The organism is Streptomyces sp. SAT1 (assembly GCF_001654495.1).
Lineage (GTDB): Bacteria > Actinomycetota > Actinomycetes > Streptomycetales > Streptomycetaceae > Streptomyces > Streptomyces andamanensis.
Window position 1 is genome coordinate 5,458,433 of sequence record NZ_CP015849.1, and the last position, 25,541, is coordinate 5,483,973.

At 73.4% G+C, this 25,541-nt stretch carries 26 protein-coding genes; 11 read left to right on the forward strand and 15 right to left on the reverse strand.

What is annotated here, in order from left to right; genetic code table 11:
- Positions 1 to 10: 10 nt before the first annotated feature.
- Positions 11 to 5,038, reverse strand: a complete 5,028-nt coding sequence (locus A8713_RS23605; protein ID WP_064535588.1) for an ATP-dependent helicase — start codon at positions 5,036 to 5,038, stop codon at positions 11 to 13.
- An 85-nt stretch (positions 5,039 to 5,123) separates the two neighbouring features.
- On the opposite strand from A8713_RS23605, the gene A8713_RS23610 reads away from it, so the two are divergent.
- From A8713_RS23610 to A8713_RS23620, 3 genes are read left to right on the forward strand one after another with little or no spacing between them, the layout of a single operon-like run.
- Positions 5,124 to 6,146: an AraC family transcriptional regulator gene (locus A8713_RS23610; RefSeq protein ID WP_064535589.1), complete on the forward strand. Its 1,023-nt coding sequence runs from the start codon at positions 5,124 to 5,126 to the stop codon at positions 6,144 to 6,146.
- Positions 6,143 to 6,925, forward strand: coding sequence for an AzlC family ABC transporter permease (locus A8713_RS23615; protein WP_064535590.1), 783 nt, complete (start codon positions 6,143 to 6,145; stop codon positions 6,923 to 6,925). The genes A8713_RS23610 and A8713_RS23615 overlap by 4 nt, the downstream gene beginning before the upstream one ends.
- Positions 6,922 to 7,230, forward strand: a complete 309-nt coding sequence (locus A8713_RS23620; protein WP_018564729.1) for an AzlD domain-containing protein — start codon at positions 6,922 to 6,924, stop codon at positions 7,228 to 7,230. The genes A8713_RS23615 and A8713_RS23620 overlap by 4 nt, the downstream gene beginning before the upstream one ends.
- Positions 7,231 to 7,267: 37 nt before the next feature.
- On the opposite strand, the gene A8713_RS23625 is transcribed toward A8713_RS23620, so the two are convergent.
- Entirely contained in the window at positions 7,268 to 8,212 is a 945-nt protein-coding gene (locus tag A8713_RS23625) for a hypothetical protein (RefSeq protein ID WP_064535591.1), read from the reverse strand.
- 80 nt (positions 8,213 to 8,292) lie between these two features.
- Here A8713_RS23625 and A8713_RS23630 point away from each other — a divergent pair, with 80 nt between their 5' ends.
- Positions 8,293 to 8,487: a DUF3046 domain-containing protein gene (locus tag A8713_RS23630; protein ID WP_018564727.1), complete on the forward strand. Its 195-nt coding sequence runs from the start codon at positions 8,293 to 8,295 to the stop codon at positions 8,485 to 8,487.
- A 60-nt stretch (positions 8,488 to 8,547) separates the two neighbouring features.
- Complete coding sequence (locus A8713_RS23635) at positions 8,548 to 9,858, forward strand: AI-2E family transporter (RefSeq protein ID WP_079159093.1); 1,311 nt, start codon at positions 8,548 to 8,550, stop codon at positions 9,856 to 9,858.
- A 32-nt stretch (positions 9,859 to 9,890) separates the two neighbouring features.
- Here the strand turns inward: A8713_RS23635 and A8713_RS23640 are convergent, their stop codons facing one another.
- Positions 9,891 to 10,685, reverse strand: a complete 795-nt coding sequence (locus A8713_RS23640; protein WP_173860897.1) for a hypothetical protein — start codon at positions 10,683 to 10,685, stop codon at positions 9,891 to 9,893.
- A gap of 350 nt (positions 10,686 to 11,035) precedes the next feature.
- Between A8713_RS23640 and A8713_RS23645 the strand changes: the two genes are divergently transcribed.
- Positions 11,036 to 11,395: a hypothetical protein gene (locus A8713_RS23645; RefSeq protein ID WP_064535593.1), complete on the forward strand. Its 360-nt coding sequence runs from the start codon at positions 11,036 to 11,038 to the stop codon at positions 11,393 to 11,395.
- Positions 11,396 to 11,530: 135 nt separating this feature from the next.
- Here A8713_RS23645 and A8713_RS23650 read toward each other — a convergent pair whose 3' ends face one another.
- From A8713_RS23650 to A8713_RS34385, 3 genes are all read right to left on the reverse strand, one after another.
- On the reverse strand, positions 11,531 to 11,938 hold the full coding sequence (locus A8713_RS23650) for a VOC family protein (protein WP_079159094.1): 408 nt from the start codon (positions 11,936 to 11,938) through the stop codon (positions 11,531 to 11,533).
- 90 nt (positions 11,939 to 12,028) lie between these two features.
- The gene (locus A8713_RS34825; RefSeq protein ID WP_335743773.1) at positions 12,029 to 12,286 is read right to left on the reverse strand and encodes a GNAT family N-acetyltransferase; all 258 of its coding nucleotides are present in this window, start codon (positions 12,284 to 12,286) and stop codon (positions 12,029 to 12,031) included.
- Positions 12,277 to 12,567, reverse strand: a complete 291-nt coding sequence (locus A8713_RS34385) for a hypothetical protein (RefSeq protein ID WP_237305448.1) — start codon at positions 12,565 to 12,567, stop codon at positions 12,277 to 12,279. Before A8713_RS34385 ends, A8713_RS34825 begins: the two co-directional genes overlap by 10 nt.
- A 130-nt stretch (positions 12,568 to 12,697) precedes the next feature.
- Here A8713_RS34385 and A8713_RS23660 point away from each other — a divergent pair, with 130 nt between their 5' ends.
- The 3 genes from A8713_RS23660 (at position 12,698) to recX (ending at position 15,273) form a co-directional block, all read left to right on the forward strand.
- Complete coding sequence (locus A8713_RS23660; protein ID WP_064535594.1) at positions 12,698 to 13,033, forward strand: hypothetical protein; 336 nt, start codon at positions 12,698 to 12,700, stop codon at positions 13,031 to 13,033.
- 212 nt (positions 13,034 to 13,245) lie between these two features.
- Complete coding sequence (gene recA, locus A8713_RS23665; RefSeq protein ID WP_064535595.1) at positions 13,246 to 14,373, forward strand: recombinase RecA; 1,128 nt, start codon at positions 13,246 to 13,248, stop codon at positions 14,371 to 14,373.
- Between the two features lie 3 nt (positions 14,374 to 14,376).
- A complete protein-coding gene (gene recX / locus A8713_RS32575; protein ID WP_079159095.1) occupies positions 14,377 to 15,273 on the forward strand; it encodes a recombination regulator RecX in 897 nt (298 codons plus the stop codon).
- 28 nt (positions 15,274 to 15,301) lie between these two features.
- Here the strand turns inward: recX and A8713_RS23675 are convergent, their stop codons facing one another.
- From A8713_RS23675 to A8713_RS23705, 8 genes are all read right to left on the reverse strand, one after another.
- Positions 15,302 to 15,802 carry a rhodanese-like domain-containing protein gene (locus tag A8713_RS23675; protein ID WP_237305567.1) on the reverse strand — a complete coding sequence of 167 codons (501 nt, stop codon included), beginning with the start codon at positions 15,800 to 15,802 and terminating at the stop codon, positions 15,302 to 15,304.
- Between the two features lie 52 nt (positions 15,803 to 15,854).
- Positions 15,855 to 16,487: a cysteine dioxygenase gene (locus A8713_RS23680; RefSeq protein WP_443069744.1), complete on the reverse strand. Its 633-nt coding sequence runs from the start codon at positions 16,485 to 16,487 to the stop codon at positions 15,855 to 15,857.
- Positions 16,488 to 16,563: 76 nt separating this feature from the next.
- On the reverse strand, positions 16,564 to 16,650 hold the full coding sequence (locus A8713_RS34975; protein WP_311605579.1) for a putative leader peptide: 87 nt from the start codon (positions 16,648 to 16,650) through the stop codon (positions 16,564 to 16,566).
- A gap of 106 nt (positions 16,651 to 16,756) precedes the next feature.
- The gene (locus tag A8713_RS23685; protein ID WP_064535597.1) at positions 16,757 to 18,355 is read right to left on the reverse strand and encodes an FAD-dependent monooxygenase; all 1,599 of its coding nucleotides are present in this window, start codon (positions 18,353 to 18,355) and stop codon (positions 16,757 to 16,759) included.
- A 175-nt stretch (positions 18,356 to 18,530) separates the two neighbouring features.
- On the reverse strand, positions 18,531 to 19,418 hold the full coding sequence (locus tag A8713_RS23690; protein ID WP_064535598.1) for an amino acid ABC transporter permease: 888 nt from the start codon (positions 19,416 to 19,418) through the stop codon (positions 18,531 to 18,533).
- Positions 19,415 to 20,080: an amino acid ABC transporter permease gene (locus tag A8713_RS23695; RefSeq protein ID WP_018564716.1), complete on the reverse strand. Its 666-nt coding sequence runs from the start codon at positions 20,078 to 20,080 to the stop codon at positions 19,415 to 19,417. Before A8713_RS23695 ends, A8713_RS23690 begins: the two co-directional genes overlap by 4 nt.
- Positions 20,081 to 20,156: 76 nt before the next feature.
- Entirely contained in the window at positions 20,157 to 20,990 is an 834-nt protein-coding gene (locus A8713_RS23700) for a glutamate ABC transporter substrate-binding protein (protein WP_064535599.1), read from the reverse strand.
- 295 nt (positions 20,991 to 21,285) lie between these two features.
- Positions 21,286 to 22,062, reverse strand: coding sequence for an amino acid ABC transporter ATP-binding protein (locus A8713_RS23705; RefSeq protein WP_018564714.1), 777 nt, complete (start codon positions 22,060 to 22,062; stop codon positions 21,286 to 21,288).
- 293 nt (positions 22,063 to 22,355) lie between these two features.
- Here A8713_RS23705 and A8713_RS23710 point away from each other — a divergent pair, with 293 nt between their 5' ends.
- Both A8713_RS23710 and A8713_RS23715 read left to right on the forward strand, forming a co-directional pair.
- Positions 22,356 to 23,042 carry a response regulator transcription factor gene (locus tag A8713_RS23710; RefSeq protein WP_018564713.1) on the forward strand — a complete coding sequence of 229 codons (687 nt, stop codon included), beginning with the start codon at positions 22,356 to 22,358 and terminating at the stop codon, positions 23,040 to 23,042.
- Between the two features lie 9 nt (positions 23,043 to 23,051).
- The gene (locus A8713_RS23715) at positions 23,052 to 24,494 is read left to right on the forward strand and encodes a sensor histidine kinase (RefSeq protein WP_064535600.1); all 1,443 of its coding nucleotides are present in this window, start codon (positions 23,052 to 23,054) and stop codon (positions 24,492 to 24,494) included.
- Positions 24,495 to 24,537: 43 nt separating this feature from the next.
- On the opposite strand, the gene A8713_RS23720 is transcribed toward A8713_RS23715, so the two are convergent.
- Positions 24,538 to 25,536 (reverse strand): TAXI family TRAP transporter solute-binding subunit, encoded by a 999-nt coding sequence (locus A8713_RS23720; RefSeq protein ID WP_064535601.1) that lies wholly within the window; start codon positions 25,534 to 25,536, stop codon positions 24,538 to 24,540.
- Between the last annotated feature and the right edge of the window lie 5 nt (positions 25,537 to 25,541).

Below are 25,541 nucleotides of genomic sequence, written 5' to 3' on the forward strand. Positions count from 1 at the left end.
CACGCCCGCGTCAGGCGCGCAGCCGCAGTCCGCGCGGGGTCGCGATGAAGCCCGCCGTCTCCAGCAGGGTGCCGAAGGGGGAGGTCAGGGCGGGAGCGCCGTTGATCCGCTCCACCGTGACGGTGCCGAGGGAGCCCGCGCGCGCCGCCGCGGCCAGTCCCTCGGCCGCCGCCGTCAGACGCGGGTCGTCGAGGGGCGCGGTGTCCGCGGTGTCCGGGCCGGCGGGCCACGCCAGCACGGTCTTGCCGCCGCGCTCCATGTACAGCGTCAGCTCGCCGTCCACGAGGACCACCAGGGAACCGGCCTTGCGTCCCGGCTTGTGCCCGGCACCGGTCGGCGGCTCGGGCCAGGGCAGGGCGGCGCCGTAGGCGTTCGCGGGGTCGGCGGCGGCGAGCACCACGGCGCGGGAGCCGGGGGTGTCCTGCCGCCCGCCGCCCCGTCGTCCGCCGGGACCCGGACCGTACGGGAAGGAGGGGCCGCCGCCTCTCCGGTCGCCGCCGCGCGGGCCGCCCACGCCGGGTGCGGCGAGATCGGCCGGGGAGACGTGGGCACCGGGGGAGAAGGGGGTCGGGGCGGAAGCGCTGGGGTCGGCGGGCGGCCAGTCGACATCGGTCGCCCAGTCGGGAGCGGACGTCCAGTCGGAGGCGGACGTCCGGTCGGGCACGGCGATCGGGGAGCCGTCGGCGGGCGCCTGGCCGCCGGGGGCTCGCCCGGTTGCGACGGCGGGTGCCGGTGCGGCCGGGCCGAAGGAGCCCGGGACACCGTCCCCGGAACGGGCGCCGGGCAGTCCCTCGCCGCGCTCGCGGGCGTTCGCCACCGCGCGCAGCCGGTCGACGGCGCCGTCCATCGCGAACTGGGCGGCACCCAGGCCCTCGACCACGTATCCGCGGCGCGCCTGCCCGCTGTCCTCGAAGGCGGACAGGATCCGGTACACCGCCGAGAAGCCGCCCTCGACGCCCTCAGCGGCGACCGCGCCCCGGGTGACCACGCCGTGCCGGTCGAGCAGGGTGCGGGCCAGCGCGTGGGCGCGCACGGTCGGATCCGGCTCGTGGGCGGGCAGCAGCGACCAGCGGCCGGCCACGGTCGGCGGTCCGGTGCGCGAGGCGGTGCGGGCCGCCGCCGTCAGGGAGCCGTAGCGCCCGCGCGGGACGGCCCGCTTGGCGCGGTGGGCGGTGGAACCGGCCGTACGGCCCGAGCCGAGCAGGGCGCGCATCGGGGCGAGGGTGTCGTTGGTGAGCCGGCCGGACCAGACGAGGTCCCAGAGCGCGTCGGCCAGTTCGGGATCGGTGGCCTCCGGGTGGGTGGTGGCGCGGACCCGGTCGGCGATCTGGCGGAAGAACAGGCCGTACCCGCCCGAGAGGGCGTCCAGCACGGAGGCGTGCAGCGCGGTCTGCTCCAGCGGGTGCGGCGGCGGCAGGAGCAGCGGCGCCGCGTCCGCCAGGTACAGCGAGACCCAGCCGTCCTTGCCGGGCAGCGCCCCGGCGCCCGCCCACACCAGCTCACCCGCCGCGGTGAGCTCGTCGAGCATCGCCGGGGTGTAGTCGCCGACCCGGGACGGCAGGACGAGTCTTTCCAGGGCGGACGCCGGTACGGAGGCGCCCTGGAGCTGTTCGACCGCGCGGACCAGTCCGTCGGTGCCCCGCAGCCCGTGCCCCCTGCCGATGTGCTGCCACTGCGGCAGGAACTGGGCGAGCGCGGGCGGCGGGACCGGCTCCAGCTCGTGCCGCAGCGCGGCCAGCGAGCGGCGCCGCAGCCGCCGCAGCACCGTCGCGTCGCACCACTCCTGCCCGATGCCCGCCGGATGGAACTCGCCCTGGACCACCCGGCCCCCGGCGGCCAGCCGCTGCAACGCGCCCTCGGTGACCGCCGTCCCCAGACCGAAACGGGCCGCGGCGGTCGCCGAGGTGAACGGGCCGTGGGTGCGGGCGTATCGTGCGAGGAGGTCGCCCAGCGGATCCTTGACCGGCTCGGTGAAGGCCTCCGGGACGCCGACCGGCAGCGCCGTGCCCAGCGCGTCGCGCAGCCGCCCGGCGTCCTCGGCCGCGGCCCACTGCGGGGTGCCCGCGATCCTGACCCGGATGGCGCGGCGCCGGGCGGCCAGCTCCTCGGCCCAGCCGGGCTCCGCGCCGCGCTCGGCCAGCTCCTCGTCGGTGAGCGGTCCGAGCAGCCGCAGCAGGTCCGCGACGCCCTCGATGTCCTTGATCCGGCGGTCCTCGGTCAGCCACTGCACCTCCCGCTCCAGCTCGGCCAGCACGTCGGCGTCCAGCAGCTCGCGCAGCTCCGCCTGGCCCAGCAGCTCGGCCAGCAGCCGGGAGTCCAGGGAGAGCGCGGCGGCGCGGCGCTCGGCCAGCGGCGAGTCGCCCTCGTACAGGAACTGGGCGACATAGCCGAAGAGCAGGGAACGGGCGAAGGGGGACGGCTCGGGGGTGGTCACCTCGACCAGCCGGACCTTGCGGGACTCGAGGTCCCCCATCAGCTCGACCAGCCCCGGCACGTCGAAGACGTCCTGGAGGCATTCGCGGACGGCCTCCAGGACGATCGGGAACGAGCCGAACTCGCTCGCCACCTGGAGCAGCTGGGCGGCGCGCTGGCGCTGCTGCCACAGCGGGGTGCGCCGGCCCGGGTTGCGGCGGGGCAGCAGCAGCGCGCGGGCGGCGCACTCGCGGAAGCGGGCGGCGAACAGGGCCGAGCCGCCGACCTGGTCGGTGACGACCTGGTCGACCTCGCTCTTGTCGAAGGCGACGTCCGCCGCGCCCACCGGTGCCTGCTCGGCGTCGTACTCCGTACCGGCCTTCGACGGATCCTGGTCGAGCAGGTCGAGGTTCATGAGGTCGGCGTCGGGAAGGCGCAGCACGATGCCGTCGTCCGCGTGCATGACCTGCGCGTCCATGCCGTACCGCTCGGCCAGGCGGGCGCCGAGCGCCAGGGCCCACGGGGCGTGCACCTGGGCGCCGAAGGGGGAGTGCACGACGACCCGCCAGTCGCCCAGCTCGTCGCGGAAGCGCTCCACGACGATGGTCCGGTCGTCGGGGACATGGCCGCAGGCTTCGCGCTGCTCGGCCAGATACGACAGCACATTGTCCGCGGCCCACGCGTCGAGACCGGCGGCGAGCAGGCGCAGCCGCGCGTCCTCCTGCGGCAGCGAGCCGACCTCGCGCAGGAACGCGCCGACCGCGCGGCCCAGCTCCAGCGGGCGGCCCAGCTGGTCACCCTTCCAGAAGGGCAGCCGGCCCGGCACGCCCGGCGCGGGCGAGACCAGCACCCGGTCGCGGGTGATGTCCTCGATGCGCCAGGAGCTCGTGCCCAGGGTGAAGACGTCGCCCACCCGGGACTCGTAGACCATCTCCTCGTCCAGCTCGCCGACCCGGCCGCCGCCCTTCTTGGGGTCGGAACCGGCGAGGAAGACACCGAAGAGGCCGCGGTCGGGGATGGTGCCGCCGGAGGTGACGGCGAGGCGCTGCGCGCCGGGCCGGCCGGTGACGGTGCCCGCGACCCGGTCCCACACCACGCGTGGGCGCAGCTCGGCGAACGCGTCCGAGGGATAGCGCCCGGCGAGCATGTCGAGCACGGCGGTGAACGCCGACTCGGGCAGCGAGGCGAACGGCGCCGCCCGGCGCACCACGGCCAGCAGGTCGTCGACCTGCCAGGTGTCCAGGGCCGTCATCGCGACGAGCTGCTGGGCGAGGACGTCCAGCGGGTTGGCGGGCACCCTCAGGGACTCGATGGCACCGGTGCGCATCCGCTCGGTCACCACCGCGGCCTGCACCAGGTCGCCGCGGTACTTCGGGAAGACGACGCCGGTGGAGACGGCGCCCACCTGGTGTCCCGCACGGCCCACGCGCTGGAGCCCGGAGGCGACGGACGGCGGCGACTCGACCTGCACGACCAGGTCGACGGCGCCCATGTCGATGCCCAGCTCCAGGCTGGAGGTGGCGACCACCGCCGGGAGGCGGCCCGCCTTCAGGTCCTCCTCGACCAGGGCGCGCTGCTCCTTGGAGACCGAGCCGTGGTGGGCGCGGGCGATCACCGGGGGCGCGCCCTGGGCCGCGCCCGAGCCGCCCATCAGCTCGGCCGGGGAGTGGTGCTCGTCGAGGGGCTCGCCGGTCGCCCGCTCGTAGGCGATCTCGTTGAGCCGGTTGCACAGGCGCTCGGCGAGGCGGCGGGAGTTGGCGAAGACGATGGTGGAGCGGTGGGCCTGCACCAGGTCGGTGATGCGCTCCTCCACGTGCGGCCAGATCGAGGGGCGCTCCGCGCCGTCGTCGCCGTCGGCGGCCGGGGAGGCGCCCAGCTCGCCCAGGTCCTCCACCGGGACGACCACCGACAGGTCGAACTCCTTGCCGGACGCGGGCTGGACGATCTCCACCTTGCCGCGCGGGGACAGATAGCGGGCGATCTCGTCGACCGGGCGGACGGTCGCGGACAGCCCGATCCGGCGGGCCGGCTTCGGCAGCAGCTCGTCCAGGCGCTCCAGGGTCAGCGCGAGATGGGCGCCGCGCTTGGTGCCCGCCACGGCGTGTACCTCGTCCAGGATCACCGTCTCGACGCCGGTCAGCGCGTCGCGGGTGGCCGAGGTGAGCATCAGGAACAGCGACTCGGGGGTGGTGATCAGGATGTCCGGCGGGCGGGTGGACAGGGCGCGGCGCTCGGCGGGCGGGGTGTCGCCCGAGCGGATGCCGACCTTCACCTCGGGCTCGGGCAGCCCCAGCCGGACGGACTCCTGCCGGATACCGGTGAGCGGACTGCGCAGATTGCGCTCCACGTCGACGGCGAGCGCCTTGAGCGGGGAGACGTAGAGCACCCGGCAGCGCTTCTTCGGGTCGGCCGGCGGCGGTGTCGAGGCCAGCTGGTCCAAGGCGGCGAGGAAGGCGGCCAGCGTCTTGCCGGAACCGGTGGGGGCCACGACCAGCACGTCCGAGCCCGCGCCGATGGCCCGCCACGCGCCCGCCTGGGCCGCGGTGGGCGCGGAGAACGCCCCCGTGAACCAGCCGCGGGTCGCGGGGGAGAAGCCGTCGAGGGCCCGGTGTGCGTCGCTGACCATGCGTCCATCCTGCACCCGGCCACTGACAACGGGGTCCGACCTGCCCGGTGCGGCCGGAGGGCCCGCGGCGGCGGAGAATCGGCGTATGGCGGCATCCGGGGAGGAGCGGGCACGGCACTGGCGGTACGAGGAACTGCCCGGTGTCGATCTGCTGCGCGCCCGGTACGTCCGCAAGGAGTTCGTGCGCCACACGCACGAGCACTTCGTGATCGCCGCCATCGCGGAGGGCGTCGAGGTCTTCCACCACCGCGGGGCCGACCAGTACGCGGGTCCGGGCACCCTCGCGCTGGTCAATCCGGACACCCCGCACACGGGCCGGGCCGGTGTCCCCGAGGGCTGGCGGTACGGCGCCGTGTACCCCTCGCCCGACCTGGTGGCCGAGATCGCCGCCGAGACCACGACCCTGCGGGGGACACCGGGCTTCGTCAGCCCGGTCCTCGACGACCCCGGCGCCGCCCGTCTGGTGCACCAGGTGCTGCGCGCGGCCGACGAGGGCAACGCGCTCGCCGCCGACACCCTGCTGCGGGTCGCCGTGACCCGGCTGCTGCGGCGCAACGGCGGCGTGCTGCCGCAGCGGGCGGCCCGCACGGCGGGACACGGCCTCGCGGCACGCGCGCGTGCCGTGCTGGAGGACCGTATCGCCGAGCCGCCCACCCTGGAACGCCTGGCGGCGGACCTCGGGACGAGCCCGTTCGCACTGCTGCGCGCCTTCCGCAGCGCCTACGGGATGCCGCCGCACACCTGGCTGACCGACGCCCGGGTGCGCCGGGCCAGACGGCTGCTGGACGAGGGCACCGCGCCCGCCGCCACGGCCGCCGCCGTGGGCTTCACCGACCAGTCGCACCTCAGCAGGCACTTCTCCCGGATCGTGGGCGTGCCGCCCGGCGCGTACCAGCGGGAGCGCAAGAACGTACAAGACGCGCGGTCACGGCTGCTTCTACCGTCCGGGGTGTGGCAGAAGAGACAGCTCTCGCAGACACGCGCGCCGGGCGCGCAGGAGCGGCGGGCGCGGCAGGGGACGGCGGCGGGAAACCGGACGCCGCCGTCGTCCGGGACGCCCTCGGGGTCGGGGTCGCCGTCGGCCTTTCCGGGTTCGCCTTCGGGGTGACCTCGGCGGGCAGCGGCCTCACCCTCTGGCAGACCTGCGCGCTCAGCCTCCTGGTGTTCACCGGCGCCTCCCAGTTCGCGCTGGTCGGGGCGCTGGCCGCCGGGGGCAACCCGCTCACGGCGGCGGCCGGCGCCTTCTTCCTGGGGGTGCGCAACGCGTTCTACGGGCTGCGGCTGTCCCAGGTGCTGGCCCTGCCGCGCAGGAGCCGGCCGTTCGCCGCCCAGTGGGTCATCGACGAGACCACCGCCGTGGCGCTGGCGCAGCCCACCCGGCGCGCGGCGCGGATCGGCTTCACGGTCACGGGGGTCACCCTCTACGTGCTGTGGAACCTCACCACACTGCTCGGCGCGCTGGGCGCCGAGGCCATCGGCGACACCGACGCCTGGGGACTGGACGCGGCCGGGCCCGCCGTCTTCCTGGCGCTGCTCGCCCCCATGCTGCGGAGCACCACCGAGCGGACCGCCGCCGCGCTCGCCGTGCTCCTCGGACTGGGGCTGCTGCCCGTGCTGCCGGCCGGGGTGCCCGTGCTGGCCGCCGCCTTCGCCGCGCCGGCCGTGCTGTACCTGGAGGGCCGCCGCCGGGGCGGCACCCGGGACGACGTACGGGACGAGGCACAGGACGGCGCACAGGACGGCGCCCCGGACCACGCGCGGGACGAGACCCAGGACGTACGCGCCGAGGCACCAGAGGACAAGGCGCGAGAGAACACGACGCGAGAAGAACGAGAAGAACGAGAAGAACGAGGAGACACGACGCGAGAAGAAGAGGAGGACCGGTGAACACCTGGACCGCGGTCGTCGCGACCGCACTCGGCTGCTACGCCGTCAAGCTGGCCGGGCTGCTCGTCCCGGCGGGTGCCCTGGAACGGCCGCTGGTGCGGCGGCTCGCCGCGCTGCTCCCGGTGGCCCTGCTCGCCGCCCTCACCGCCCAACAGACCTTCGCCGACGGGCGCGTGCTCGTCCTGGACGCCAGGGCGGCCGGTCTCGCGGCGGCCGCCGTGGCGCTGGTGCTGCGGGCGCCCTTCCTGCTCGTCGTCGCGGCGGCCGTGGCGGTGACGGCCGGGGTGCGGGCCCTGGGCGGCTGAGCGCACCTCCTTCGGGAGGTCCGCCCGCGGCGGACGCTCAGCCGATGACGCGGCCGTACGCCCTCAGGGTGAGCAGCGCCTCGATCGTCACCATGGGCCGCGCCTCCAGCACGGCCACCGGGGACCACCGGCGCCAGGTGACCGGCCAGCCGCCGTCCTCCTGCTGCCCGTTCGCGAGGAAGTCCAGCGAGCGGGACATCTCCTCGTCGGTGAACCACGCGCGCGCCAGCGAGCCGGGCGTCCGCGCGAAATCGTGCGGGAAGTGGTGCTCGCCGGGCGCGTAGCCGGGGGCGAGCGGCCAGTCCTCCCGGCGGTCCGGGTCCAGGACCGCCAGCCGCTGCCCGCGGACCAGGCGGCCCAGCCGGTCGGCGGCGGCACGCGCGCGCGTGCGGTCCGGCACATGGTCCAGGAAGGCGACGGCGGCCCGCACCTCGTACGGGTGGGACGTCTCCAGCGACTCGATCCGCTGCCAGCAGAAGTCGCCCGCCCGGAACAGCCACGCGTGCCACACCTCGTTGCGGTGCAGCAGCCCGACCACCGGCCCGGTGGCCAGGAGGTCGCCCGGCGGGTCGTCCACCACCGGCACGAAGGGCGCCGCGGGGTAGCCGCGCTGGGTGGGACGGACCGCGGGCAGCGCGCCGTCCGGGGTGGAGACGGAGGTCAGATAGCGGCACACACGCTCCACCCGGCGGCCGCCGCAGCGCCCGGCCCGGTCCAGGACGCGCAGCGCGTGCGCGGTGTGCAACGGCTGGCTGACCGGCCCCCGCAGATCCGGCTCCAGAGCGTGGCCGTACCCGCCGTCGTCGTTGCCGTAGGCGTCCAGCGCGGTCTCCACCGGGCCGGCGGCGCCGTTCAGGAAGAGGTGCGCGAAGAGCCGCTGCTCCAGCACGCGCGCGGTGAGCCACACGAAGTGCTCGGCGCGGAAGAGCGGGGAGGCCGCCGAGGGCGGCGCGGGAGCGGGGGAAGATCGTGTCTCGGCCATGGATCAGACCGTAGGGCGCCCCGCGGCCCCGGCAGGCGCTCCCGGGCCGGTCTCACTCCCAGGGGCTGGATACTGGGGGCATGCGGTTGACGGTCTTCTGGGAGCGGATGGCGGAGCACTTCGGTGCCGGGTACGCCGAAACCTTCGCACGCGATCACGTGATGTCCGAGCTGGACGGGCGCACGGTGCAGGAGGCACTGGCGGCCGGCTGGGACGCCAAGGACGTCTGGCGCGTGGTCTGCCAGGTGATGGACGTCCCGGGGGAACGCCGGTGACCGGGCACCGCGCGCACCGGGCTGTGCGGGACTGTCGGTGGCATCGGCGACACTTGCACCGTGGCACCCACTGACGAGTCCGGGCCGACGGCCCCGCACACCTCCCCGACCGGTACGACACCGCCCGCCCGGCCGCCCGCCGCGGGCGCTGCCGGGCCGGCCGCCCGCATGCCGCGCTGGCTGCCGCGCGCCATGGTGCTCGCCCTCGCGCTGGTCGCCGCCTTCCAGTTCGGCAGCTGGGCCTTCCACCAGGTGACCGGCCTGCTGATCAACGTCCTCATAGCGTTCTTCCTGGCGCTCGCCATCGAGCCCGCGGTCAGCCGTATGGCGGCGCGCGGCATGCGCAGGGGCTTCGCGACCTTCCTGGTCTTCCTGGGGCTGACGGTCGCCACGGCGGGCTTCGTCACCCTGCTCGGGTCCATGCTCGCCGGGCAGATCATCAAGATGATCGAGGGCTTCCCGGAGTACCTGGACTCGGTCATCCACTGGATCAACACCACGTTCCACACCGAGCTGCGGCGCGTCGACATCCAGGAGGGGCTCCTGCACTCCGACTGGCTGCGCAAGTACGCGCAGAACAGCGCCGCCGGTGTGCTGGACGTCTCCGCCCAGGTGCTCGGCGGGCTGTTCCGGATCCTGACGGTCGCGCTGTTCTCGTTCTACTTCGCGGCCGACGGTCCCCGGCTGCGCCGTGCCCTGTGCTCGGTGCTGCCGCCCGCCCGCCAGGCCGAGGTGCTGCGCGCGTGGGAGATCGCCGTCGACAAGACCGGCGGCTATCTGTACTCGCGCAGCCTGATGGCGCTCGTCTCGGGAATCGCCCACTACATCCTGCTCCAGGCCCTCGGCGTTCCGTACGCGCCCGTGCTCGGTGTGTGGGTGGGCCTGGTGTCGCAGTTCATCCCCACCATCGGCACCTACCTCGCGGGCGCCCTGCCCATGCTGATCGCGTTCACCGTCAACCCGTGGTACGCGCTGTGGGTGCTGGCGTTCGTCGTGGTCTACCAGCAGTTCGAGAACTACATGCTGCAGCCCAAGCTGACCGCGAAGACCGTCGACATCCACCCAGCCGTCGCCTTCGGCTCGGTCATCGCGGGCACCGCCCTGCTCGGCGCCGTCGGCGCGCTGATCGCCATCCCGGCGGTCGCCACGCTCCAGGCGTTCCTCGGGGCGTACGTGAAGCGGTACGACGTCACCGACGACCCCCGCGTCCAGGGCCACCGCACCCGGGTCCCGGCGCCGGGCGCGCTCGCGCGCATACGGCGTCTGGTGCGGCAGCCGGCGGCCGGACCGGACACCGCCGAGGACGGATCCGGGACGGCGGCGGCCACCCGTGGTGTCGTGGTGGCGGAGGAGGGCTCCGCCGCGGAGTGAGCCGGAGCCGTGGCGCCGGGGCGTTCTGCCGCTCACAGGCGCACGGCCGCCCAGATCCCGGCACCGGCCACCGCGGCCGCGTAGCAGCCGACCGCCGCGGCCACGATCCGCCGGCGCGTCCGCTCGGCCCAGGAGGTGCGGGACAGCAGCAGGGCCAGCGCGGGCACCAGCACCGCGTGCAGACCGACCCCGTGCAGCGGCTTGAGCGGAGCCGTCGAGTGGTACGCCGCCTCCTGGTGCCCCGTCCGGGTGAGCACCACTCCGCGCGCGATCATCGCCGCGCCCGAGGCGAGCGCGACGAGCAGCACCGCGAACCCGGAGCGCAGCGCGAGCGGCATCCCGGCGGGCCCCGCCGGACGGTGCCGGAAGGACGCGACGGCGAACACGGTCAGCAGGACCACGAGCACCCCGCCGCCCACGGCGAGCGTCATCGACACCGCCGTGTCGAAGGGCGTCTCCATGTTCAGGTGCGAGGGCACCCGGCGCCATGCCTGGAGGGTGATGCCGCCCACCTCGACGACGCAGTCGGCGGCGAGGACGGCGAGCAGCGCGGTGCGCCGCCGGTCCGCCACACGCAGGTACGACGTCACCCAGGTGAGCGCGATCAGCGTCAGCCCGAAGGACAGTCCGAAGGTGATGGGCTTGCGCCAGGACACGGGCCCGTCCCACGGGCCGCCGTCGACCGCGAGAACCAGCACGTGGACGAGGCCCGACACGACGAGGAGGAGCCCCGTGATGTGGCACAGCCGTTCGACGGGGCGCAGTGCGCGGGCGTGCGCGGCCAGGGACGGGGCGGACGGGCGCGACGGGGGAGCGGAGACTGCCATGGCACCAGCCTCCCGACCGGGCCCCGCCCCGGCGTCGTCCGCGTGAAGGCACCTCCCGTACGCCGCGCGGAGTAGGCGGAGTAGGCGGAGCGGGCGGGGCGGGCGGCGGGAACTCCGCCCCTCGTCCCGCGTTCCGCCCGCCGCTCGGAGCCGGTCCGCTCACTCGGGGGGCTTCCCGCGGACACACCCCGATCTGGGGTTTTCGATCCTGCCCGAAGAACATGGCGGAGCCGGTGCGCCGCCCGGCACGCTGAGGAAGGGCCGGAGTCCTCGGCCCGGCCGGTCACAGGACCGTGCGCGAAGCACCTTCGGAGCACCTTCATTCGGAGCACCTTCAAGGGGGAAGAACCATGGCACTGCGCGAACTGGCGGCGACCGTGCTCGCCACCGGAGCACTGCTGGGCGGATCGCTGGCGGGGGCGGCGGCGTCCTCCGCCGCCGAACAGCCCGCTCCCGCCCGAGCCCAGCTGAGCTGTCCGTACTACTCCGTCTGCGGCAAGGCCGCCAACGGCAGCTCGTTCCAGTACACCACCTGCAACTTCACCTTCCAGCTGCCCAACCTGGTCGGCTCCGGGCCGCTCGTCAACAACCAGACGCCCGGCACGGTGGCGAGGTTCTACGACAAGAACCACCATCTCCTGTTCACCTCCAAGGCGTACCAGTCACGCACGGTCAACTGGACCCCGGTCTGGTACGTCGTCGCCTGCTGAGACGGCACGACGGCCACGGCTCGGGCCCACGGCCACGACCCGGGCCACGGCCGCACCGGGCCTTCCCTCCGCAACCGGCACCGCATCCGCGTCCGGGCCCGGAGGGAGGCCCTTCGCCGCCCCCGGGAGCGCCGGTCAGCCGAGGTAGTGCGCGCGTCCCTCGTCGTCGAGCTCGACGGGACCCTCGGGGATGACGCAGAACTCGTTGCCCTCGGGGTCGGCCATCACCAGGAACCCGCCGTCGGCGTACCCGTCCAGCCTGCGCCCGCCCAGCGCCTCGATGCGCCGCTGCTCGGCGACGGGGTCGGGCGTGGAGACGTCGATGTGCAGGCGGTTCTTGGCCGCCCCCGGGCCGGAGCGGTCCGCGGGCTGATCGGTCCGCTGGAAGCCGAGACCCAGCCCGTCCTCGCGGCGCAGCCACACATAGGGTCCGGTGCGGCCCACGACCGGTCTGCCGAGGACCGCCGACCAGAAGGCGGCGAGCCGCTCGGGATCGGTGGCGTCGACGATGAGGGCGTTGATGCGCACGGGCTGTTCCGTCATACCGCCGATCGTCTCAGGACGGGGATCAGGGCGGGGATCAGGACGGGAGTCGGTGCGGTCGCCGGTCCGGTGCCGGACGCAGGTCGAGGATCATGTCGAGGGACCGCGTGCCGTCGGCCCCGGTGAACCAGGACCTGTCCGGCCGACGGTCCGAAAGCCCTGCAACTCGAAGTAGCGGATGGCGCGTGGATTGTCGGCGAGGACGCCGCCCCACAGGGTGATCCTCTTCCTGCCGAAGCGCCTGACGGCGTCCGCGACGAGCGGGAAGACGCGCGTCCCGACGCCCCGGCCCTGGCAGTCGTCGGCCAGGGCCGGGCCGAAGCGGCAGTCCGTCGCCGTCAGCCGGATACCGGCCGCGCGGTAGCGGACATGTCCGAGGGGTGGAGATCGAGGCTGATCTCCAGGAGGCCGGCGATCCTGCCGGACGGCACCTCGGCGAGCACCGGTCTGAGCTTGTCGTACCGGGCGATCGCGTCGCACAGCTCCCGGGCGGCCGCGAGGTCGTACCCGTCGAAGGTGCTCAGCCGCCGGGTCTCGGCGGACAGCCCCGCGAGGAAGGCCGCCACGCCGTCCGCGTCGGCGTGCGTGAGCGGGCGCAGGACGACCTCCGAGCCGTCGGCCAGACCCACCCTGTGCGTCAGGAGGGCGGCCCGCGTGCCGGGCGCGGGACCGGGCGGCTTCGTCGAGAGCGGAGTACGCCCGGGTCGCGGATCGGTGACGGTCCGTCCGGAGGGAGGTGTTCCGTGTGACCGTACGGGCATGCGTGAACCTGTCGGCAAGCGGTCCTCCAGCGTGAACAGCGCCTTCACTTCGGGCTGTCTCCTGCTGCTCGTCCTGGTGGCGGACGTGGCGGCCGGTCTCCTGAGCCTCGTCCTGCTCGTGGCGCGTGGGGTGAGCCGGGGCACGGACTCCGCGCGGACAGCGGCCGGCCCGCCGCCCGCGGACTGGGCACCCGTGCTGTGCTTCGGGGCGCTGAGCCTGGCCGTCGGTGTGACGGGTGCCGTGCTGCTGCGGCTCGGACACCGGGGTCTCGGGACGGTTCAACTGGTGCTCTGCCTCGTCCCGGCGGCCTGGGCGCTGAGCGCCTGGCCCTGACCGGGGTGCCGCGTGGTGCGCTTGACACGAAAATCGAACATCCATTCTTATGGAGGCTCCGGCGGGGCGCAGCCGAGGGGGTTTCGCCCGAGTATGCGGTAGTTGACCCCCTGGTTATCCACAGGCCGGACGTGCGTCGAGGCGCATTGTCAGTGGCAGGCGTTAGCGTCTTTGACGTGAAGCGATCGACTCAAGCAAATCGGGTGGAACCCATGGCAGGAACCGACCGCGAGAAGGCGCTCGACGCCGCGCTCGCACAGATTGAACGGCAATTCGGCAAGGGCGCGGTCATGCGCATGGGCGAGCGGTCGATGGAGCCCATCGAGGTCATCCCGACCGGGTCGACCGCGCTCGACGTGGCCCTCGGCGTCGGCGGGCTGCCGCGCGGCCGAGTCGTGGAGATCTACGGCCCGGAGTCCTCCGGCAAGACGACCCTGACCCTGCACGCCGTGGCCAACGCGCAGAGGGCCGGCGGCCAGGTCGCCTTCGTGGACGCGGAGCACGCCCTCGACCCCGAGTACGCGAAGAAGCTCGGCGTCGACATCGACAACCTCATCCTCTCCCAGCCGGACAACGGCGAGCAGGCGCTGGAGATCGTGGACATGCTGGTCCGCTCCGGCGCGCTCGACCTCATCGTCATCGACTCGGTCGCGGCCCTCGTGCCGCGCGCGGAGATCGAGGGCGAGATGGGCGACTCGCACGTGGGTCTCCAGGCCCGCCTGATGAGCCAGGCCCTGCGCAAGATCACCAGCGCGCTCAACCAGTCCAAGACCACCGCGATCTTCATCAATCAGCTGCGCGAGAAGATCGGCGTGATGTTCGGCTCCCCCGAGACCACGACCGGTGGCCGCGCGCTGAAGTTCTACGCCTCCGTGCGCATCGACATCCGCCGCATCGAGACCCTGAAGGACGGCACCGAGGCGGTCGGCAACCGCACCCGCTGCAAGGTCGTCAAGAACAAGGTCGCGCCGCCCTTCAAGCAGGCGGAGTTCGACATCCTCTACGGCCAGGGCATCAGCCGCGAGGGCGGCCTGATCGACATGGGCGTGGAGCACGGCTTCGTCCGCAAGGCCGGCGCCTGGTACACGTACGAGGGCGACCAGCTCGGCCAGGGCAAGGAGAACGCCCGCAACTTCCTGAAGGACAACCCCGACCTGGCCAACGAGATCGAGAAGAAGATCAAGGTCAAGCTGGGCGTCGGCGTGCGTCCGGAGGAGCCCGCCGCCGAGCCTGCCGCGGACGCCGCCGCCCCCGCCGCCTCGGGCGACGCGGCCAAGACGGTGCCGGCCCCGGCGACCGCCAAGGCCACCAAGCCCAAGGCCGCCGCAGCCAAGAGCTGATCCGTGACACGGCGAACGGACTGGCCCGAGTACTCCGGACACGAGGACGGGTACGCCGGACACGCGCACACGGCTTCCGGTGCCCCACGGGGGAGGGGCACCGGGGACCGCTCCGGCACCGGCGCGTTCCCGGACCCGGACCCGGGCCTTCGGGCGGACGACGGGCCGTACGAGCCGTACGGCCTGTACGGACCGGACACGGAGGGCGGCAACGGACCGGACACGGACGGCGGAGACGGGCAGGGCACCGCGACCGGCTCCCGTACAGGGGGCGCACGCCGGGGCGGTTCGCGTGACGGCGGGCCGTACGGCGGGCGCGGGCGTCGCCGGAGGGGTTCCGGCGGGACGCCCGTGGCGGACGGAGACATCTCCTCGCCGAGGGCCGAACAGGGGGAGTCTCCGGGGGACCCGGTGGAGCGGGCGCGGGCGATCTGCCTGCGCCAGCTCACCGGGACCCCGCGCACCCGCAGACAGCTGGCGGACGCCCTGCGCAAGCGGGAGATCCCGGACGAGGTGGCCGAGGAGGTGCTGTCCCGCTTCGAGGAGGTGGGGCTGATCGACGACGGCGCGTTCGCGGACGCCTGGGTGGAGTCCCGGCACCACGGACGCGGACTGGCCCGCCGCGCGCTCGCCCAGGAGCTGCGCACCAAGGGCGTCGACACGGCCCTGATCGACGAGGCCGTCGGACGGCTCGACGCCGAGCAGGAGGAGGCCACCGCCCGCGAGCTGATCGCCCGCAAGCTGCGCTCCACCCGGGGCCTCGACCGCGACAAGCGGCTGCGCAGGCTGGCCGGCATGCTCGCCCGCAAGGGCTACTCCCAGGGCCTGGCCCTGCGGCTGGTGCGGCAGGCCCTGGAGGAGGAGGGCGAGGACACCGGGTTCCTGGAGGACGGCGACTGACGCCTTCCCGGGGGACGAGGCGTGGTGCCTACGCCTCGCGCGCCCCCGCAGGCACGGACGGCGCCGACGGTGCCGACGGTGCCGCCACGGGGAGCCCGTCCGCCCGCCACGCCTGGAACCCGCCGATCAGATCGGTCGCCCGGCGCAGGCCGAGCTGGTGCAGGGAGACGGCCGCGAGACTCGACGCGTAGCCCTCGTTGCAGATGACGACGACCCGCAGATCGTGACCGGTGGCCTCGGGCAGGCGGTGGCTGCCCCGGGGGTCGAGCCGCCACTCCAGCTCGTTGCGTTCGACGACGACGGCGCCCGGGATCAGCCCGTCCCGCTCCCGCAGCGCGGCGTACCGGATGTCGACCAGCAGGCCGTCGCCCGCGCGGGCGACGTCGTACGCCTCCCGCGGCCCGACGCGCACATAGTCCCGGCGCACCCGCTCCAGCAGCTCGTCGATCCCGGCCGGCGGTTCTTCCCCCGGGCCGTTCACGCGGTCCGTGTCCGTCCCGCTCACGTGGCTCAGGTCCGTACCGCTCATGTGGTTCAGGTCGTTCACGTCGCTGCCGGTCCTCTCGTGCGGTACGGACGGCTCACTGCCAGTCCTCGGGGCGCTCGACCTGCTCCAGCCGCAGGGTCTGCCCGGCGCGGCGGTAGCGGCGGATCCGCGGCAGCGGCGGGTAGTAGGCGTGCACAGAGACAGCGTGCACGGCAGCGGACTCGTTGCGCACCTCGTGGACGTGGTGGCGGCCGAAGGCGCGGCCCCGGCCGGCGGGCAGCCGCCGCTCCCGGTCCACGCCCTCGGTGAGTTCCAGGGTCTGCCAGCCGTCGGTGGGCAGCCGGGCGGCGAGCGAGCTCTCCGCCAGTTCACCGGCGGCGGTGACGAAGGCGCCGATCGAGTCGGCGTGGTCGTGCCAGCCCGTGCCGGTGCCGGGCGGCCAGCCGATCAGCCAGGCCTCACTGCCCCCGGGCCCGTCCAGACGGATCCAGGTGCGGCCCTCGGGATCGAGCGGCAGCGAGGCGATCAGCTCCGTGTCGGCGGCGGCGCGCCGGACGAAGTCGAGCAGCTCCGCCTCGGTGGGCGGAGCGGTGGAAGCGGTGGAGGAGCGCGGGGCAGGGGAGGCGGGGGCGGGAGCGGCGGGAGCCGACGCGGAGGCAGCGGAGGCAGAAGCAGACACGGGTACCGTCCTGGAGAGCGTTCGCGGAGCGCGCGCGGCGGCACCCATGAGCATGAGCATGAGTGCGGAACGGAACAGCACGACGGACACGGCTGCGGCGCGCGCGGGAAAAGGAGAGGCGAATTCAGCAGGACGGACGACACACGCAGCCCGCATAGCGGACGAGGTCCATATGGACCCTCCGCCACAGGCGCACATCGGTGTCGGTCACGATCGGGAGTACACCATGAGGGCCGGAGACGGTCAACTCACCGTCACCATCCGGACGGCGGTGACGATGAGTGCCCGAGCGGCGCCTTGCGCGTGACCGCGTGCGGTCAGTGCGCGCCCGCCTCGGCGTGCGCCCCCGTCGCCGCCGTCCCGCCGAGGGCGGCCTCGGCCGCCGAGTAGAGGTCGGCCGGGCGCACCCCGCTCAGGGCGGTGACCAGGTGCCCGTCCGGCCGCACCAGCAGCACGGTGTGGGGGGCCGCGCCCGGATAGCTCTCGGCGACCAGCAGCTCGGCCGGATGCGGCAGCGCGGTCACCGCGGCGGCCAGCCGGGGCATGATCCCGGCGCTGACCCAGTGCCGGCGCTCCCACACCCCCGTACCCGGCGCGACCAGCACCACCAGCAGCACACCGCGGCCCAGCCGGTCCCGCAGCGGGACGAACGAGCCGTCCTCCGCCGTCACCACCACGTCCTCCACCGGTGCTCCGACGGGCGTGTCCAGAGGTGCCTCCGCGTCGGAGGGCCCGGGGGCGAGCGGCGAGTCGGCGTACGTCCCCGGCGCGCCCAGTGCGCCGCGCCCCAGGTGGCCCTCGATGAGTGCCATGTCGTGCCCGCGCGCGGCCCCGGGGACGTACGAGCGCAGCCCGCCGCCGCGCAGCACCGGCAGCAGTTGGTCGGCGGCGCGCAGCCGGGCGGCGACCACCGCGCGCCGCTCGCTCTGATAGCTGTCGAGCAGAGCCTCGTGCGGGCCGTGATGCCAGGTCAGGGCCAGTTTCCAGGCGAGGTTGTCGGCGTCCCGCAGACCCTCGTCGAGTCCCTGCGTGCCGAACGCGCCGAGCAGATGCGCCGCGTCCCCGGCGAGGAACACGCGCCCGTTGCGCCAGCGCCGGGCCACCCGGTGGTGGACCGTGTGCACACCGGTGTCCAGGAGTTCGTAGGCCGGTGCGCTCTCGCCGGTCCAGCCGGTGAGGGTCTCGCGGATGCGGGCGATCAGCAGTTCGGGGGTGATCAGGTCCTTGCCGGGCGGCAGCAGCCAGTCCAGCCGCCACACGTCGTCCGGCAGCGGGCGCGCGGTGATCTCCCCGGCGAAGGGGCCGGAGGTGCGCCAGGGGGGCGTGCGATGGAGGCACGCTTCCTCGGGCCGGGGCAGTCCGGTGCGCAGGGCGGCCACGGCGTACCGCTCGACGGCGGTGCGGCCGGGGAAGCGGATGTCCTGGAGCTTGCGCACGGTCGAGCGCGGTCCGTCGCAGCCGACGAGATGGCTGCCGCGCCACCAGGTGCCGTCCGGGCCGCGGGTGTGGGCGCTCACGCCCGCCGCCTCCTGCTCCAGGGCGTCGAGGCGGCTGTCGGTGGCCAGTTCGATCAGCGGTTCGCGGGCCACGGCGGCGCGCAGGGCGCCGGTCAGGACGTGCTGGGCGATGTGCAGCGGCGCCGGTTCGGTCTCGCCGAAGGCGACCTCGGCCGTCACCTGTTTGCGCCGCATCGACCACCATCCGGCCCAGCGCAGCCCGGCCCGGCCGAGCGGGGCACCGGCCAGCCGCTCCACGAGGGCCGCGGTGTCCTCGCGCAGGACGACGGTGCGCGCGGCCCGCGCCGGGTCGGTGCCCGGGGTCTCGTCGAGGACGACGGACGGCACCTCCTGACGCGCCAGCGCCAGGGCGAGCGTGAGCCCGACGGGCCCCGCTCCGACGACGATCACCGGATCCACGGCGCGGCGCCCCCTGCCCGCAGCGGTGTCCTGACGGACAGACGTGAACAGACGGTTGGAGCAGGGTGCACGATCACAGAACGTATGCAACCTATTGCCGGTGCTTGCGTCAAGTGACGGGGGCAGCGGTGATCACTCCGCTGCCCCCGTGTCGCGCCCGTGCGGTGACCGTCCGTCAGGCGGCGATCCCCGTCGACTCCGCGCCCGCCACCGCGGTCGGCGGAAGCACCGCGCCGGTGGACTTCTTGGCGCGCCGCAGCCGGCGTTCCAGCCAGCTCGCGAAGCTGGTGAGGCTGAAGTTCAGCACGATGTAGATGACGGCGACCACGGTGAAGCTGGCGATGGTGTTCGCACCGTAGTACGAACTCATCGGGGAGACCGACGCCAGCAGTTCGGGGAAGGTGAGGATCGCGCCGCCGAGCGCGGTGTCCTTCACGATCACCACCAGCTGGCTGACGATCGCCGGGAGCATCGCGGTGACCGCCTGCGGCAGCAGGACCGACGTCATGATCTGGGTCTTGCGCAGACCGATGGCCTGACCGGCCTCCGCCTGCCCCTTGGGCAGGGACAGGATGCCCGCCCGGACGATCTCCGCGAGGACCGAGGCGTTGTAGAGGACCAGGCCGGTGACGACGGCGTACAGCGGGCGGTCGTCCGAGCTGACATCGGTGTACTGGGAGAACAGCGCCACCCCGAAGATCATCAGCATCAGCACCGGGATGGCGCGGAAGAACTCCACGATCACGGCGGCCGGCACCCGGATCCAGGCGTGGTCGGAGAGCCGCGCGATACCGAGGACGGCGCCCAGCGGCAGCGCGATGACCATCGACAGGGCGGCGGCGATCAGCGTGTTCTTCAGGCCCGGCAGGATGTACGTGGTCCATGCCTCGGAACCGGCGAAGAACGGCTTCCACTTCTCCCAGTCGAGCTGCCCCTTGTCGTTCAGGCCCTGGTAGACCCACCACACGAGCGCGGCGACCGCGACGACGAACACGATCGAGTAGACGATGTTGCGCCGTTTGGCCCTGGGGCCCTGCGCGTCGTACAGCACCGAGGAGCTCATCGCTTCACCGCCACCTTCTTGCTGACCCAGCCGAGGAGCAGACCGGTCGGCAGCGTCAGGCACACGAAGCCGAACGCGAAGACCGCCGCGGTCAGCAGGAGCTGTGCCTCGTTCTCCAGGATGTCCTTCATCAGCAGCGCCGCCTCGGCCACACCGATCGCGGCGGCCACCGTGGTGTTCTTGGTGAGCGCGATCAGTACGTTGGTGAGCGGGCCGACGACCGAGCGGAACGCCTGCGGCAGCACCACCAGGGTCAGCACCTGGGTGAAGTTCAGCCCGAGCGCGCGGGCCGCCTCCGCCTGGCCGACCGGCACCGTGTTGATGCCGGAGCGCAGCGCCTCGCAGACGAACGCCGAGGTGTAGGCGATCAGTCCGAGCACGGCGAGCCGGAAGTTGATGGTGTCGAAGTTCTCGGAGCCGAGGCGGACACCGAGGGTCTGGTTCAGGCCCAGCGAGGTGAAGAGGATGATCACCGTCAGCGGGATGTTCCGCACGGTGTTGACGTACGCGGTGCCGAAGCCGCGCATGAGCGGGACCGGGCCGACGCGCATGGCGGCCAGCAGGGTGCCCCAGACGAGGGAGCCGACGGCCGAGAGCAGGGTGAGCTGCACGGTCACCCAGAAGGCCCCCAGCAGGTCGTAGCCTTCAAGAAAGTCGAACACGATCTCCCGTGCTTCCGCGTGTGGTGGACCCCGGTGCGCCGCCCGCGAAGGAGCGGCGCACCGGGCGGGCGCTGGCTCAGCTCTTGATGTCGCCGATCTTCGGCGCCTGCTCGTACTGGTAGTTGGCCGGGCCGAAGTTGGCCTTCACGGCCTTCTCCCAGGAACCGTCCGAGACCATCTCCTCGAGAGCCTTGTTGATCTTGGCCTTGAGGTCGCTGCCCTTCTTGACGCCGATGCCGTAGTTCTCGTTGGTCATCTTCAGGCCGCCCAGCTTGAACTTGCCCTTGAACTGGGGCTGGGAGGCGTAACCGGCGAGGATCGAGTCGTCGGTGGTCAGCGCGTCGATCGCCTTGTTCTGCAGACCGTTCAGGCAGGCCGAGTACGTCGGGTACTTCAGCAGGTTCGCCTGCGGGGCCAGCCTCTCCTTGACGTTCTGCGCCGAGGTCGAACCGGTCACGGAACACAGCTTCTTGCTGTTCAGGTCGCTCGCCGACTTGATCGAGGTGTCGTCGGCGCGGAGCAGGACGTCCTGGTGGGCGAGCAGGTACGGGCCGGCGAAGTCGACCTTCTGCTCGCGGGCCGGGGTGATCGAGTAGGTGGCGGCGATGAACTGCACGTCACCGCGGGCCAGCATGGTCTCGCGGTCGGCGCTCTTCGACTCCTTCCACTCGATCTGGTCCTCGTTGTAACCGAGCTTCTTGGCGACGTACTCGGCCACGTCCACGTCGAAGCCGGAGTAGCCCTGCGGCGTCTTCTGGCCGAGGCCCGGCTGGTCGTACTTGATGCCGATGGCGATCTTCTTGCCGCCGCCCGACGACCCGCCGTCCTTCTTGTCCGAACCGCACGCGGTCGCCGAGACGGCGAGGGCGAGCACGACGGCCGAGGCGGCGGTGACCTTGCGGAGCTTCATGCTGGACTTCCTTTGCTGAAAGACGCGGGGACCCGGTGCGGAGCCGGGGCCCCGGCGGTGGTCTGGGGTGCCGCGGGGGCAGGTACGGGGGCCGGTGCGACCGGCGGGGACGGACGGCGCGGGTGCCGGCGCGGGCCGGGCGCCGGCCGCGACGTCCGCACCGAGGGCGGCCGGCCGGCGGCGCACCGCCCGGCGGTGGGACGTACGGGACGCCCGGGGCCGGACCGGCCGCACGGTGACGCGGTGACGCGGTGACGCGGTGACGCGGTGACGCGGTGCTGCGGTGGTACGGACGTCAGTGGTGCAGGATCTTCGAGAGGAAGTCCTTGGCCCGGTCGCTGCGCGGATTGCTGAAGAACTGGTCGGGCGCAGCCTGCTCGATGATCCGGCCGTCCGCCATGAAGACCACCCGGTTGGCAGCCGATCGGGCGAATCCCATCTCATGGGTGACGACGATCATCGTCATACCGTCCCGGGCGAGCTGCTGCATGACCTCCAGCACCTCGTTGATCATCTCGGGGTCCAGCGCGGAGGTCGGCTCGTCGAACAGCATGACCTTCGGCTCCATCGCCAGCGCCCGCGCGATCGCCACGCGCTGCTGCTGGCCGCCGGAGAGCTGCGCCGGGTACTTGTCCGCCTGCGCCCCCACGCCGACCCGGTCCAGCAGGGCCCGCGCCCGCTCCTCGGCCGCCTGCTTGTCCGTGCGGCGGACCTTGACCTGGCCCAGCGTCACGTTCTCCAGCACGGTCTTGTGCGCGAAGAGGTTGAAGGACTGGAAGACCATGCCGACGTCGGCGCGCAGCCGGGCCAGCTCCTTGCCCTCGGGGGGCAGCGGCTTGCCGTCGATCGTGATCGTGCCGGAGTCGATGGTCTCCAGCCGGTTGATGGTGCGGCACAGGGTCGACTTCCCGGACCCGGAGGGCCCGATGACCACGACGACCTCGCCGCGGGAGATCGTCAGCTCGATGTCCTGGAGCACGTGCAACGCGCCGAAGTGCTTGTTGACGCTCTTCAGGACGACCAGATCGCCGGTCGCGGCCACGTCTTCCTTGGCCACCGATACTTCGGTCATCGCTTTCAGGCTCCGTCCTCATCGGTTTCGCAGGACAGTAGCCACGCCGCGCGACCAGCGTCATTACATCTGAGGTACATCTGAGCATCACGATCCGATAGCAATCGGACACGCGTCGTAGCGCGCCCCACGGGGCGCGTACCGGCTGGATAACGACCGGCACCCGCGCCCGGCAGCCCCTTGACGGGGTCCTCGTCCATCGGCGTCACTGCCATGGTGCACCCACGCGCGCGTGCACACCGTTTCGCCGCGACCGACGCGGGACGACATCACGATGAACGGGAGGGGCCGGGTTGAGACTGCTCCTGGTCGAGGACGACAACCACGTCGCGGCCGCGCTGTCCGCCATCCTGGCCCGGCACGGCTTCGACGTCACCCACGCCCGCAGCGGCGAGGAGGCCCTCCAGGCGCTCGTCCCCGAGGGGACCTGCTTCGGCGTGGTCCTGCTCGACCTCGGCCTGCCCGACCAGGACGGCTACGAGGTCTGCGGCAAGATCCGCAAGCGCACCAGCACCCCGGTCATCATGGTCACCGCCCGCGCCGACGTCCGCTCCCGCATCCACGGCCTCAACCTCGGCGCCGACGACTACGTCGTCAAGCCCTACGACACCGGGGAGCTGCTCGCCCGGATCCACGCCGTCAGCCGCCGCACCGCCCACGAGGACACGGGCGGCGGCGGTGAGGGCGACCTGCGGCTCGGCCCGGTCCACATCGAACTGCCCACCCGGCAGGTCAGCGTGGACGGTACGGCCGTCCAGCTCACCCGCAAGGAGTTCGACCTGCTCGCCCTGCTCGCCCAGCGCCCCGGCGTGGTCTTCCGCCGCGAGCAGATCATCAGCGAGGTGTGGCGCACCAGCTGGGAGGGGACCGGCCGCACCCTGGAGGTGCACGTCGCCTCGCTGCGCTCCAAACTGCGGATGCCGGCCCTGATCGAGACCGTCCGCGGCGTCGGCTACCGCCTCGTCGCCCCGGCCGCGTAGCGGGCACCGGTGCGCACCCGGCTGCTGCCGCTGCTGATCGTCCTGATGGCGGCGGTGCTGCTCGCCCTCGGCTTCCCGCTCGCCGTCAGCCTCGCCGCGGGCGAGCAGCAGAAGGCCGTCGTCGACCGCATCGACGACACGGCGCGCTTCGCCGCGCTCGCCCAGTTCGTCACCGACCCGCCCACCGGCTCCCGCCGCACCGTCCCCGACGAGCGCCTGGAGACGCTCAGCCGCGAACTCGCCAGCTACCACGAGGTGTACGGCATCCGGGCCGGTGTCTTCTACCGCACCGGCATGCCCATGGCCAGCGCGCCGGCCGACTGGGCCCTGCCCGCCGGGGGCGAGGTGCGCGAGGCCTTCGACGAGGCCAAGCTGAGCCGCCGCAGCCACGACCCCGCGCAGGTCTGGCCCTGGCAGCACACCCGGCTCGTCGTCGCCTCGCCCGTCATCCGCGACGGCGACGTCGTCGCGGTCGTCGTCACCGACTCGCCGACCGGGCAGACCCGATCGCGGACCCTGCGGGACTGGCTGATCCTCGGCGCGGGCGAGACCGCCGCCATGCTGGTCGCCGTCGGCGCGGCGCTGCGGCTGACCGGCTGGGTGCTGCGTCCGGTACGGGTGCTCGACGCCACCACCCACGACATCGCCACCGGACGGCTCAAGTCCCGGGTGGCGGTGGCCGGTGGTCCGCCGGAACTCCGACGCCTCGCCCGGTCGTTCAACGAGATGGCCGACCACGTCCAGGACGTGCTGGAGCAGCAGCGCGCCTTCGTCGCCGACGCCTCCCACCAACTGCGCAACCCGCTGGCCGCGCTCCTGCTGCGCATCGAACTGCTCGCCCTCGAACTGCCCGAGGACAACGAGGAGATCGCCTCCGTCCGCACCGAGGGCAAGCGCCTCGCCCAGGTCCTGGACGACCTGCTGGACCTGGCGCTCGCCGAGCACGCCGAGGCCGATCTGCGCCTCATCGACATCGGCGCGCTGACCGGGGAGCGGGTGGCCGCCTGGGCGCCGACCGCCGAGGCCAAGGGGGTGCGGCTGGTGGGGGAGTGCCCGGCCACCACCGCCTGGGCCGACCCGGTGGCGCTGTCCTCCGCGCTGGACGCGGTGATCGACAACGCGGTGAAGTTCACCCCGGCGGGAGAGCGTGTCGACGTGGCGGTCTCCGGTGGGGGCGACACCTCCACGATCGTCGTCGCCGACCGCGGCCCCGGCCTCACCGACGAGGAACTGGCCCGGGTCGGCGACCGGTTCTGGCGCAGCGGCCGCCACCAGAACATCAAGGGCTCAGGTCTGGGCCTGTCCATCTCCCGCGCGCTGCTCGCCGCTGGCGGCGGCTCCATCGGCTACGCGGCCCATCGCGCCGAGGAGCCGCGCGGACTGAAGGTGACGGTGACCGTACCGAGGACCGAACCGCCCGGCCGGCCCCGTTCCGGAGCGGCGGCGACCTGAGGAGACGCGGGGCTCGCGGCGGAGGCGGACGCGGCCGCGAGCCTCAGGGCTTGACGGATCGGTAGTAGCGCCGGGCGCCCTCGTGCAGCACCAGCGGATCGGTGTAGATCGCGGTGCGCAGATCGACGAGCTGGGCGGAGTGCACATGCGCGCCGATGCGGTCGCGGCTGTCGATCACGGTCCGGGTCAGCCACTCGGTGAGCCGCGGGTCCACGTCCGCGCGGGTCATCAGCAGGTTGGACACGGCGATGGTCGGCACGGTCGCACCGTCCTGGACCGCCGGATACGCCGACTCCGGCATGTTGGTCGCGCGGTAGTAGCGCGTGGCGCCGCCCTCCGCGTGCAGCCGCGCCACCAGACCGGCGTCGATCGGCACGAACCGGAAGGCGAACTTCGAGGCGAGCTGCGTGAGCCCGTCCGTGGGCAGCCCGCCCGACCAGAAGAACGCGTCGATCGCGTGCGTACGCAGCCGTCCGGGGCCGGTGTCGATGCCGTCGGCCACGGGCTCGATGCCGTGCTGCGGATCGATCCCGGCGGCGGCGAGCACCCGGTTCGCGATCAGCCGCACACCCGACTCCGGGGGACCGACCGCGACCCGCTTGCCCCGCAGGTCCGCGACCGAACGTATCGGCGAGTCACGGGCCACCACGAGCTGCACGTAGTCGTCGTAGAGCCGGGCCACACCGCGCAGGTCGGACGCGCCCGGACCGTGGTCCAGGACGTACGTCTCCACGGCGTCGGCGGCGGCGATGGTGAAATCGGCCTTGCCGGTCGCCACGCGCGTGACGTTCTCCTGTGAACCGTCGCTGGTGAGCAGCCGCACCTTCAGGTCCGGCATGTCCTTGGCGAACGCGGTGCGCAGCCGTACGCCGTACTCCTGGTAGACACCGCGGGTGGTCCCGGTGCTGAAGGCGATCGTCCCCCGCGGCGGGCCGTCACCCAGCGGCATCAGCCACCACAGCAGCAGCCCGAGGACCACGGCACCGGCGGCCGCGCCCATGAGGCCGCGGCGCCTGCGGGTGGAGGAGAACAGCTTGGGCATGCGCG

What these genes read in the sequence shown, in the direction of transcription:
- A8713_RS23605 (WP_064535588.1), bottom strand. Translation starts at nt 5,038, where the DNA reads ATGGTCAGCGACGCACACCGGGCCCTCGACGGCTTCTCCCCCGCGACC.
- A8713_RS23610 (WP_064535589.1), top strand. Translation starts at nt 5,124, where the DNA reads ATGGCGGCATCCGGGGAGGAGCGGGCACGGCACTGGCGGTACGAGGAA.
- A8713_RS23625 (WP_064535591.1), bottom strand. Translation starts at nt 8,212, where the DNA reads ATGGCCGAGACACGATCTTCCCCCGCTCCCGCGCCGCCCTCGGCGGCC.
- A8713_RS23630 (WP_018564727.1), top strand. Translation starts at nt 8,293, where the DNA reads ATGCGGTTGACGGTCTTCTGGGAGCGGATGGCGGAGCACTTCGGTGCC.
- A8713_RS23640 (WP_173860897.1), bottom strand. Translation starts at nt 10,685, where the DNA reads ATGGCAGTCTCCGCTCCCCCGTCGCGCCCGTCCGCCCCGTCCCTGGCC.
- A8713_RS23645 (WP_064535593.1), top strand. Translation starts at nt 11,036, where the DNA reads ATGGCACTGCGCGAACTGGCGGCGACCGTGCTCGCCACCGGAGCACTG.
- A8713_RS23650 (WP_079159094.1), bottom strand. Translation starts at nt 11,938, where the DNA reads ATGACGGAACAGCCCGTGCGCATCAACGCCCTCATCGTCGACGCCACC.
- A8713_RS23660 (WP_064535594.1), top strand. Translation starts at nt 12,698, where the DNA reads ATGCGTGAACCTGTCGGCAAGCGGTCCTCCAGCGTGAACAGCGCCTTC.
- recA (WP_064535595.1), top strand. Translation starts at nt 13,246, where the DNA reads ATGGCAGGAACCGACCGCGAGAAGGCGCTCGACGCCGCGCTCGCACAG.
- A8713_RS23675 (WP_237305567.1), bottom strand. Translation starts at nt 15,802, where the DNA reads ATGAGCGGTACGGACCTGAGCCACGTGAGCGGGACGGACACGGACCGC.
- A8713_RS23680 (WP_443069744.1), bottom strand. Translation starts at nt 16,487, where the DNA reads ATGGGTGCCGCCGCGCGCGCTCCGCGAACGCTCTCCAGGACGGTACCC.
- A8713_RS23690 (WP_064535598.1), bottom strand. Translation starts at nt 19,418, where the DNA reads ATGAGCTCCTCGGTGCTGTACGACGCGCAGGGCCCCAGGGCCAAACGG.
- A8713_RS23700 (WP_064535599.1), bottom strand. Translation starts at nt 20,990, where the DNA reads ATGAAGCTCCGCAAGGTCACCGCCGCCTCGGCCGTCGTGCTCGCCCTC.
- A8713_RS23705 (WP_018564714.1), bottom strand. Translation starts at nt 22,062, where the DNA reads ATGACCGAAGTATCGGTGGCCAAGGAAGACGTGGCCGCGACCGGCGAT.
- A8713_RS23720 (WP_064535601.1), bottom strand. Translation starts at nt 25,536, where the DNA reads ATGCCCAAGCTGTTCTCCTCCACCCGCAGGCGCCGCGGCCTCATGGGC.